Origin of the sequence: Paraburkholderia sp. (assembly GCF_049581445.1) — a bacterium.
In the GTDB taxonomy this organism is placed as follows: Bacteria; Pseudomonadota; Gammaproteobacteria; order Burkholderiales; family Burkholderiaceae; genus Paraburkholderia.
The window spans coordinates 1-9,122 of sequence record NZ_JBAURZ010000175.1 but is presented as its reverse complement, the minus strand read 5'-3'; the positions used below and the strand labels follow the sequence as shown (position 1 = coordinate 9,122).

Below are 9,122 nucleotides of genomic sequence, written 5' to 3'. Positions count from 1 at the left end.
GCCGCGTGCTGCCTACGGCGAAAAGCCAGATTGCCGGCTTTCGCTATTTCAACGTGTACGGGCCGCGCGAAACGCACAAGGGGCGCATGGCGTCAGTGGCGTTTCACAACTTCAACCAGTTCCGCGCTGAAGGCAAGGTGAAGCTGTTCGGCGAGTACAACGGCTATGCGGCGGGTGAGCAGACGCGCGATTTCGTTTCCGTCGAAGACGTCACCAAGGTCAACCTGCACTTCTTCGATCATCCGGAGAAGTCGGGCATTTTCAATCTGGGCAGCGGCCGTGCTCAGCCGTTCAATGATATCGCGACCACGGTGGTCAACACGCTGCGCGCGCTCGACAATGAACCGCCGCTGTCGCTCGCGGAGCAGGTGCAACGCGGGCTGATCGAGTACATTCCGTTTCCCGACGCACTGCGCGGCAAGTATCAGTGTTTCACGCAGGCAGACCAGACGAAGCTGCGCGCGGCCGGCTACGACGCGCCGTTTCTGAGCGTGCAGGAAGGCGTCGACCGCTACGTGCGTTGGCTATCCGGCCAGCTATAAATCGTTCGCAGACCTCTCTAAACTGGAATCTCCTGGCCGGTGGTCGTCACCGGCAGGTAGTACGAGGGAGATTCCACATGTTGCGAAAAATTATGGTTACGGCGGCAATGCTCGCCGCGTTTGGTCACGCGTACGCAGCGGTCGACGTCAACACGGCCAACGAAGCTGCGCTGCGTGGCATCAAAGGTATTGGCGCCTCCAAAGCGAAAGCGATCCTCGACGAGCGCGACGCGCACGGCCCGTTCAAGGACCCGTCCGATCTCGGCAAGCGCGTCAAGGGCATGGGCGGGCATACTGTCGAGCGCCTGCAGGCGGAAGGTCTCGGTGTCGGTCCGGCTGGCGCTGCTGCTGGCGCACAGACTGCGGCGTCTGCGCAGACCAAAGCCACCACCGCTACGACCGCAGCGGCGGGTGCTCAGAAGGGCGGAGCGTCGGTGGTGGTGAAGAAATAGCACTAGGCGGCGCGCGCCTGCATGGGTTCTTGCCTGTGCGCTAAAACGCGTGCCCAGGTGCGTGCCGCCGCGATGGAAACGTCTTTTCAGGTTGGAGTTGGCACAGATCGCTCCTTCAGCCGTCATTCGTATGACTGGCTCCCGCGGTACTCAGCCGCGGGCTTTTTGCGTGGAAGACTCTGCCACGCCGCCATCTTTCCGTACTGCGCCTGCGGGCATCCATGCCGGTAGCAGGGCTGCCCGGCAGGCTTAGGCACGGTGGTTTAGAATCCTTGGATTGCAGACTCCCCGCACCGACAGTACCGCACCCCCACTATGGCTTACAAAACTATTGAAGACACGATCGGCAATACGCCGCTCGTTCAACTCGTTCGCTTGCCTGACGAAGAGATTCGCAGCCGCAACAACGTGATTCTGGGCAAGCTGGAGGGCAACAATCCGGCGGGCTCGGTGAAGGATCGTCCGGCGCTTTCGATGATCAAGAAAGCCGAAGCGCGCGGCCGCATCAAGCCGGGCGATACGCTGATCGAGGCAACCAGCGGCAATACGGGCATCGCGCTCGCCATGGCGGCAGCCATTCGTGGCTACAAGATGGTACTGCTCATGCCGGAGGACCTCTCCGTCGAACGCCGCCAGAGCATGGCCGCCTACGGCGCGCAAATCGTCCTTACGCCGTTGACGGGCGGCATGGAGTACGCGCGTGATCTCGCTGAGCAGATGCAACGTGAGGGCAAGGGCATCATCCTCGACCAGTTTGCCAACCCGGACAATCCGCTTGCCCACTACGAAACAACCGGCCCGGAAATCTGGCAGGAAACCGAAGGGCGCATCACGCATTTCGTCTCGGCCATGGGAACGACCGGCACGATCATGGGTGTGTCGCAGTGTCTGAAGGAACAGAATCCGGCGGTGGAGATTATCGGCGCGCAGCCGGAAGAGGGTTCGCGCATTCCAGGTATCCGTAAGTGGCCGGAAGCGTATCTGCCGAAGATTTTCGATCGCAGCCGCGTCGATCGAGTCGAAAGCGTAAGCCAGGCTGTCTCGGAAGCGATGGCTCGCAGAATGGCGGCTGTCGAAGGGATTTTCTGCGGCATTTCCGCTGCGGGTGCATGCGAAGTGGCACTGCGGATTGCGCGTCAGGTCGAGAACGCGACCATCGTGTTCGTGGTGTGCGACCGCGGCGATCGGTATTTGTCCACCGGCGTGTTTCCGGCGTAATGGCTGTTCTGGTCTAAAGAGGCTGGCGGAGGCTTTGTGAGTGTCGTTACCGCCAGGCCTTGCCCGTAGCAAAGAAGCGCTGGTTGTGAAATGCACCGCACAAGTTGGATTGCTGTCCAACTTGTGCGGTGCATTTCAATACGACCGGCGCTTTTCGTTTGGCACGCTCCGGGGTCGGGCGCGGGAGACTTACTGAGAGTCCGGCGCGGGCGTCAGCGAGGGCACCGTGCCCGGCGCCGGCATTTGCATCGGCGCAGGCGAGGGAGCAGCAGGTGCCGGTGCCGCGTCAGCCGGCATGCCGACCCGCGAGCCGTTGCTGTCGAGATCACCAGACGCAATCATCTGTGCCTTCACCTGCTGGCCGAGTTGATACACCGCGAGCGCATAGAAGAAGCTGCGGTTATAGCGCGTCAGTACGTAGAAGTTTTTCAGGCCGAGCTTGTATTCGGTAGGCAGTCCGGGGGACGGCAAGTCGATGATGGCGACAGGTGTACCCGCTTCCGCAGCCATATCGATACCCGGCGCATTCATCAGCATGCCCGCGCGCAGCAGTTGCTCGAGCGGCCAATGCGGCTCGGGCTGACCGTCGGCCGCAGCTTGAGCAATACCAATGCTGCCGGCGTCCGAACCGATATTCCACACTACCGGCCGGCCATTTTCCCAACCGTTCTGCTTCAGATAATTCGCCACGCTGCCAATCGCGTCGGCCTGACTGGTGCGCAAATCAACCTGCTTGTTGCCGTCATAAGAGATCGCGTACTGCACGATGCTGCTCGGCAGAAATTGCGGAATGCCGATCGCGCCGGTATACGAGCCGAGCACCGTGGCGGGATCGATTTGCGAGTCGCGCGTCCATACCAGATAGTCTTCGAGATTCTTGCGGAAGGTCTGTTCGCGGTCGGCGCGGTTGGGCGTGTTCGGATAGTCGAAGGCCAGCGTGGTCAGCGCGTCGAGCACACGGAAATTGCCCATGTAGCGACCGTAGATGGTCTCGACGCCGATGATGCCGACAACCACTTCCGGCGGCACGCCAAACTGCTCATAGGCGCGTTGCAGCGTAGCTGCGTTGTTGCGCCAGAAGCGCACGCCCGCATTGATGCGCACCGGGTCCAGGAAGCGCGACTGATACACGTGCCAGTTCTTGATCGACGGCGTGGGCGAAGGCGTGACGAGCTTGACCGCCGTCGTCGAATAGCTCACGCGAGCGAACAGCGCATGCAATGCGGCGGGATCGAAATCGTAGCGCGCCACCATGTCGTTGATGAAGCCGTCGACATCCGGGTTATTCGCGTAGCGCTGCGGGATGATCTCTTCTTCGAAGGTCTGCCCCTGCGGCACCGGCTGCTGAGGTTGAGCCTGCGTCAAGAGCAGGCGCGACTTGGGCGCGCTGGTCTGTGCCTCGGCCGGCGTGGCTGCCGCAAAGACGCACCACGCAACGGACAGTACGGCGGCCACGGTCTGGGTGCGTAGCCGGATACGTGCGGACGGAGCAAGCTTGACGGTCATAGTGAACTGGGAGCGCAGTGCGAAGGAGGCGGAAGGGGATGAAAGACACGGGGCAGTATACCCGAGGCCATCTGCGAAAACGGTGCAGAACCGTTGCGGCGGCGCGTCGTTGGCGCATGGTGTGGTAACTTGACGGTATTGGGTGCGCCGTGCGGGCTCACCTTTGAACGGAGGCATGCCGCGCGCCGCTCGCACGGCGCGCCGTAGAAGAGAATCATGGCAACGGCCTTTTATTCCCACGCAGACTGTCTGCTTCACGAGATGGGGCAATGGCATCCCGAATGCCCCGCGCGCCTGCAGGCAATCGAAGATCAACTGATCGCAAGCCGCATCGACACGCTGATCGAACGCGAGTCGCCGCCGCTTGCTGATGAAGCCGCGCTGCTGCGCGTGCATACCCAGGCGCACGTCGACTACGTCCGCAGCCGCTCACCCGAAACGGGCTATGCGGAGATCGATCCCGACACGTCGATGAATCCGCACACGTGGCAGGCCGCGTTACGTGCCGCAGGCGCCGCGATGGCCGCGACCGACGCCGTGATCGAAGGACGCTATGACAACGCCTTCTGCAGTGTGCGTCCACCCGGCCACCACGCCGAACCGGCACGTGCGATGGGCTTTTGCTTCTTCAACAACGTGGCGATTGCCGCCCGTCATGCGCTCGAGGTGCATGGTCTGCAACGTGTGGCGATTATCGATTTCGATGTCCATCACGGCAACGGCACGGAGGCCGCCTTCTCGGGCGATTCACGGGTACTGATGTGCAGCTTTTTCCAGCATCCGTTCTATCCGTTTAGTGGCGCGGACAATCAGGCATCCAACATGGTCAACTTGCCGATGCCGGCCCGCTCGAAGGGCATGGAAGTGCGTGAGGCCGTGGACATGATGTGGCTGCCGCGGCTGCATGCGTTCAAGCCGGAGATGATTTTCATTTCGGCCGGTTTCGACGCGCATCGCGAAGACGATCTCGGCAACATGGGCCTTGTCGAGGACGATTACACGTGGCTGACCGATCAGGTCCGCGAGATCGCTAGCCGCTATGCAGGTGGCCGCATCGTCAGTTGTCTGGAGGGCGGCTATAACCTGTCGGCGCTCGGGCGCAGCGTGGTGGCGCATGTCCGCGCGTTGGCCGGGATCTGAGCCAGCGTGGCTTCGCAATCGGGGCAACGTCTGAGCGATCTGAACGGAGCAACAGCAAGGGTGGATCATGAACGCGAACCTGCCAGCTTCGAACCCCGCTGAGACAGGCGCAACACTGGTCGAGGTGACGCACGACGCCTACGGTGTGCGTGGCCTCGTATGTCTGACGCTGAACCGACCGGAGGCCTTTAACGCGTTGTCCGAAGCATTGCTCGACGTGTTGCAGGCCGATCTCGCGGCATTGGCTGAAACGGACGCACGGGTTGTGGTGATCGCGGGAGCGGGCCGGGCTTTTTGCGCAGGTCACGATTTGAAGGAGATGCGCGCGGCGCCTTCGCTCGCGTACTACCAGGCGCTGTTCGCACGCTGTTCGAAGCTGATGATGACCATCCAGCGTCTGCCTCAGCCGGTGATTGCCCGCGTGCATGGCGTTGCCACTGCGGCGGGCTGCCAGCTTGTCGCGATGTGCGATCTGGCCGTCGCCGCCGAGACAGCGCGCTTTGCCGTGTCCGGCGTGAACCTGGGACTGTTTTGCTCAACGCCAGCGGTGCCGCTATCGCGCAATGTGTCGCGCAAGGCAGCGCTCGAAATGCTGTTGACGGGCGAGTTCATCGACGCGTACGAGGCGCAGCAGCGAGGGCTCGTCAATCGTGTGGCGCCGCTCGAGGAACTTGATGCCGCGGTAGCTTCACTCGCGGCAAGCATCTGTGCAAAGCCCGCCGAGGCGGTTCGGGCGGGCAAGGAACTGTTCTACCGGCAACTGGAGATGGGCGTTGAAGCCGCTTATCAGCTGGCCGGGCAGACCATGGCCTGCAACATGATGGACGAGTCGGCGCTCGAAGGTGTCCAGGCGTTTATCGACAAGCGTGCGCCGGATTGGCCGCGTTAAGTATTGCCGTGCCCCGCGCTGGGCAAGGCCAGTTCAAACCGAGCGCGCCTGAATCCACGCAATCAGTTCACCAATGACCCGATCGCGGTCGAGGTCGTTCATCGTTTCGTGATAACTCTCGTCGTACAGCGTGAGCGTCTTGTCGGGCGAACCAGCGTGCGCGCCGAAGGCGCGGCTGCCGTCGGGTTCGGTGAGTTTGTCGGCAGTCCCGTGATACACCAGTAGGGGCACCTGCAGACCGGCGCGGCCGCGTTCGATGCGCGCCATCGCCAGCAGCATCTCTGCGCCCGTACGCGCCGGAATCGAGCCGTGATGCACCAGCGGATCGTTGCGGTTGGCCTCGACGATGGCGGGATTGCGCGAGAGCAGTGCAGCATCGATCTTCATAGCCGGAAAGCCAGGCCAGAGGCGGCTGATGATCTGGCTCATCGTCAACATCCAGCGCGGCACGTCGCGCCCCGGCGCGAGTGCGGGGCTCGACAGAATCAGCCCGGCCAGCGAATGCCCGCTGCCGGTGAGCCGTTCGACCGCGTACAGCGCGGCAATCGCACCGCCCATGCTGTGACCCATCAGGAACAGCGGCACGTTCTCAGGCGATCCATCCTTGCGAGCGGCGACGTTGAGCAAGGCTTCGGCGTCGAGCAGATAATCGTCGAAGCGATCGATCCGCACCCGCTTGCCCGGCGCACGGCCATGGCCGCGGAAGTCGATAGCGAGCAGTTCGATGCCTGCCGCGTTCAGGCGGTGTGCGAGCGCAGCGTAACGGCCCGCGTGTTCCGCGAGGCCGTGCAGGAGTGCGACCCGCGCGCGTGGTTTGCTCGACGTCGGCCAGCGGTAAAGTGGCAGTTCAAGGCCGTCGCCCGTGACGACGTGTGTCAACGCCCCCGCAGTCGCATCCATGTTCGGAGTCGACCAGATTGTGCCGTCGCCCTGCATGCGACCACTCGCAGCTTCGGCAGCCGAACGCGCATCGTTGTTATCGATTGTCTCCATCGTCTCGCCGTCGTCGTTTTATTCCGCCCGATCATAGTCGCACCGCCCTGATTGGCGTGAGTCCGGCCAACGGGACAGTCCTCTAATTCCCTGTGGTTATGAAACGATCGGAATTGATTATTAAAGGGAATGATGACGCTGAGGTAAAATCGCGGCTCAAATCCTAATCAGAAGATACGGCGGCCGCTGGTCCGGAGCGCATGGCGCTCGTTGGCAGCCCCGCCGTTTCGCTTTTTCATGATCGAAATCCGCAATATTTCCCAGCGCTTCGCCGGGCCTCGGGGCTGGGTCGAGGCGTTGCACAATATCAGCCTGTCGATTCCAGCGGGCGAGGTATTCGGCATCATCGGCCGCAGCGGCGCGGGCAAGAGCACGCTGGTCCGCACCATCAATCTGCTTACGCGCCCCACTGAAGGCAATATCGTCGTCAACGGGCGCGATCTCACGACGCTGCCCGCCGCGCAACTGCGCGAGGCGCGGCGCGAGATCGGAATGATCTTCCAGCACTTCAATCTGCTGTCCTCACGTACCGTGTACGAGAACGTCGCGCTGCCACTCGAACTGGCCGGCATGAAGCGCGACGAGATCGAAGCGAACGTATTGCCTTTGCTCGAACTGGTCGGCCTGTCGGCACAGAAGGACCGCTATCCCGCGCAAATCAGCGGTGGCCAGAAACAGCGCGTCGGGATTGCCCGGGCGTTGGCGAGCAAGCCAAAGGTGCTGCTCTCTGACGAGGCCACATCGGCGCTCGATCCGGAAACCACGCGCGCCATTCTCGATCTGCTCAAGCGGATCAATCGCGAACTCGGTCTGACCATCGTGCTGATCACGCACCAGATGGACGTCATCAAACAGGTGTGCGATCGGGTTGCCGTGCTGGATGCAGGCCGCGTCGTCGAACACGGCAAGGTGATCGATGTGTTCCTGCAACCGCATCACGAAGTCACGCGCGCACTGATCGGCGATGTGATCGCCCAGGAGTTGCCGCCGGCGATGAAGGCGCGCGTGGCCGAACGTCTGAAAACCGGCAGCGGACATTTGCTGCGTCTTGCGTTCACCGGCTCAGGTGTCGATCAGCCGATCCTCTCGGAAACGATTCGCCGCTACGAGCTCGATTTGAACATCCTGCACGGCCAGATTGATGAGATCCAGGGGCAGGCGTTCGGCTCGCTCGCGGTACTGGCGGGCGGCGAACCGGCGAAGGTGGCACAGGCGCTGACGTATCTGCGTGAACAGGGCGTGGTGGTGGAGGAGATGTCATATGTTGAGTGAAATGTTCGATATGTTCGTCCAGTCGTTCTGGGAGACGCTCATCATGGTGGGCATTTCCGGGCTGGTCGGCGCTGTGGTCGGCTTGCCGTTAGGTGTGCTTCTGTATCTGACGGACCGTCAGGGCGTGTTGCAGAACGTCGCACTTAATCGCACGATGGGAGTCGTGATCAACGCGGTGCGTTCGACGCCGTTCATCATTCTGCTGGTCGCGGTGATTCCGTTCACGCGCCTGGTGGTTGGGTCGTCCATTGGCACAGCTGCCGCCGTCGTGCCGCTGACAATCGCTGCCGCGCCATTCATTGCCCGCCTTGTTGAAACGGCGCTGCGCGAAGTGGATCGCGGTCTGATCGAAGCGGCTCAGGCCATGGGCGCAACCACTCGCCAGATCGTCTTCAAGGTGCTGCTGCCCGAATCGTGGCCAGGCGTGGTCGCGGGCCTCACGATCACCTTCATCTCGCTGGTGGGCTATTCGGCCATGGCGGGTGCAATTGGCGGCGGCGGACTCGGCGACTTGGGAATTCGCTACGGCTACCAGCGGTACGAGCCTGAAGTGATGTGGACGGTTGTGTTGATCCTGATCGTCTTCGTGCAAGCGGTGCAATCTTTTGGGGATTGGCTTGTACGCCGCTTGAGCCATAAATAGATCGCCGCTTATCCGGACCTGTCGCCGGAAGTGAAGCCGTACATTGATAACAAATACGGCGGCACGACGATTGCCGCCAGGTGAGCAGGACAACGGTCATCGACGACGGCAAATCACGAATTAGAGTCGAAAGTCGGAGCCCGGGCTTGTCCCCAGGGTTTTTTCGGGATTAAAATAGAACGATCGTTCGTTATTGCTGTCACGCCACTGAGGAGCGCTATCCTCGCTGTCATCCAATCCACGGGGCGGCCACGATGAGGCTGTCGTTATAATGTCCGTTGGGTTGACGTATTCGTAACTTTGGAGCGTGTGCATGAAAATCCTGGTGCCAGTCAAGAGAGTGGTCGATTACAACGTGAAAGTCCGGGTGAAGTCGGACGGCACGGGCGTCGACATTGCAAACGTCAAGATGTCGATGAACCCGTTCGACGAAATCGCGGTGGAAGAAGCCGTGCGCCTGAAGGAAG

The 9,122-nt window shown here is 61.7% G+C and carries 9 protein-coding genes and 1 pseudogene; 8 read left to right on the top strand and 2 right to left on the bottom strand.

What is annotated here, in order from left to right:
• The 3 genes from WCA85_RS16045 to cysM all read left to right on the top strand — a co-directional run.
• The coding region (locus WCA85_RS16045; RefSeq protein WP_424065480.1) for an NAD-dependent epimerase/dehydratase family protein at window positions 1–542 on the top strand (542 nt) is incomplete at its 5' end.
• A gap of 77 nt (window positions 543–619) precedes the next feature.
• Window positions 620–994 (top strand): ComEA family DNA-binding protein, encoded by a 375-nt coding sequence (locus WCA85_RS16040; protein WP_424065478.1) that lies wholly within the window; start codon window positions 620–622, stop codon window positions 992–994.
• A gap of 315 nt (window positions 995–1,309) precedes the next feature.
• Window positions 1,310–2,212 carry a cysteine synthase CysM gene (gene cysM / locus WCA85_RS16035; RefSeq protein WP_424065477.1) on the top strand — a complete coding sequence of 301 codons (903 nt, stop codon included), beginning with the start codon at window positions 1,310–1,312 and terminating at the stop codon, window positions 2,210–2,212.
• Window positions 2,213–2,401: 189 nt separating this feature from the next.
• On the opposite strand, the gene mltB is transcribed toward cysM, so the two are convergent.
• Window positions 2,402–3,718 (bottom strand): lytic murein transglycosylase B, encoded by a 1,317-nt coding sequence (gene mltB / locus WCA85_RS16030; RefSeq protein WP_424065475.1) that lies wholly within the window; start codon window positions 3,716–3,718, stop codon window positions 2,402–2,404.
• Between the two features lie 216 nt (window positions 3,719–3,934).
• Here mltB and WCA85_RS16025 point away from each other — a divergent pair, with 216 nt between their 5' ends.
• Window positions 3,935–4,858, top strand: a complete 924-nt coding sequence (locus tag WCA85_RS16025; RefSeq protein WP_424065473.1) for a histone deacetylase family protein — start codon at window positions 3,935–3,937, stop codon at window positions 4,856–4,858.
• A gap of 67 nt (window positions 4,859–4,925) precedes the next feature.
• Window positions 4,926–5,747 carry an enoyl-CoA hydratase gene (locus WCA85_RS16020; protein WP_424065471.1) on the top strand — a complete coding sequence of 274 codons (822 nt, stop codon included), beginning with the start codon at window positions 4,926–4,928 and terminating at the stop codon, window positions 5,745–5,747.
• A 33-nt stretch (window positions 5,748–5,780) separates the two neighbouring features.
• Here WCA85_RS16020 and WCA85_RS16015 read toward each other — a convergent pair whose 3' ends face one another.
• A complete protein-coding gene (locus WCA85_RS16015) occupies window positions 5,781–6,647 on the bottom strand; it encodes a lysophospholipase (protein WP_424065485.1) in 867 nt (288 codons plus the stop codon).
• Between the two features lie 330 nt (window positions 6,648–6,977).
• Between WCA85_RS16015 and WCA85_RS16010 the strand changes: the two genes are divergently transcribed.
• From WCA85_RS16010 to WCA85_RS16000, 3 genes and pseudogenes are all read left to right on the top strand, one after another.
• Entirely contained in the window at window positions 6,978–8,012 is a 1,035-nt protein-coding gene (locus WCA85_RS16010; protein ID WP_424065483.1) for a methionine ABC transporter ATP-binding protein, read from the top strand.
• Window positions 8,002–8,655, top strand: coding sequence for a methionine ABC transporter permease (locus tag WCA85_RS16005; protein WP_424065470.1), 654 nt, complete (start codon window positions 8,002–8,004; stop codon window positions 8,653–8,655). Before WCA85_RS16010 ends, WCA85_RS16005 begins: the two co-directional genes overlap by 11 nt.
• Before the next feature lie 313 nt (window positions 8,656–8,968).
• Window positions 8,969–9,122 (top strand): annotated as a pseudogene (locus WCA85_RS16000) (electron transfer flavoprotein subunit beta/FixA family protein); the annotation flags it as partial.

Excerpts from the sequence above, each read along its gene's own strand:
- WCA85_RS16040 (WP_424065478.1), top strand. The coding sequence starts at position 620 with ATGTTGCGAAAAATTATGGTTACGGCGGCAATGCTCGCCGCGTTTGGT.
- cysM (WP_424065477.1), top strand. The coding sequence starts at position 1,310 with ATGGCTTACAAAACTATTGAAGACACGATCGGCAATACGCCGCTCGTT.
- mltB (WP_424065475.1), bottom strand. The coding sequence starts at position 3,718 with ATGACCGTCAAGCTTGCTCCGTCCGCACGTATCCGGCTACGCACCCAG.
- WCA85_RS16025 (WP_424065473.1), top strand. The coding sequence starts at position 3,935 with ATGGCAACGGCCTTTTATTCCCACGCAGACTGTCTGCTTCACGAGATG.
- WCA85_RS16020 (WP_424065471.1), top strand. The coding sequence starts at position 4,926 with ATGAACGCGAACCTGCCAGCTTCGAACCCCGCTGAGACAGGCGCAACA.
- WCA85_RS16015 (WP_424065485.1), bottom strand. The coding sequence starts at position 6,647 with ATGGATGCGACTGCGGGGGCGTTGACACACGTCGTCACGGGCGACGGC.
- WCA85_RS16010 (WP_424065483.1), top strand. The coding sequence starts at position 6,978 with ATGATCGAAATCCGCAATATTTCCCAGCGCTTCGCCGGGCCTCGGGGC.
- WCA85_RS16005 (WP_424065470.1), top strand. The coding sequence starts at position 8,002 with ATGTTGAGTGAAATGTTCGATATGTTCGTCCAGTCGTTCTGGGAGACG.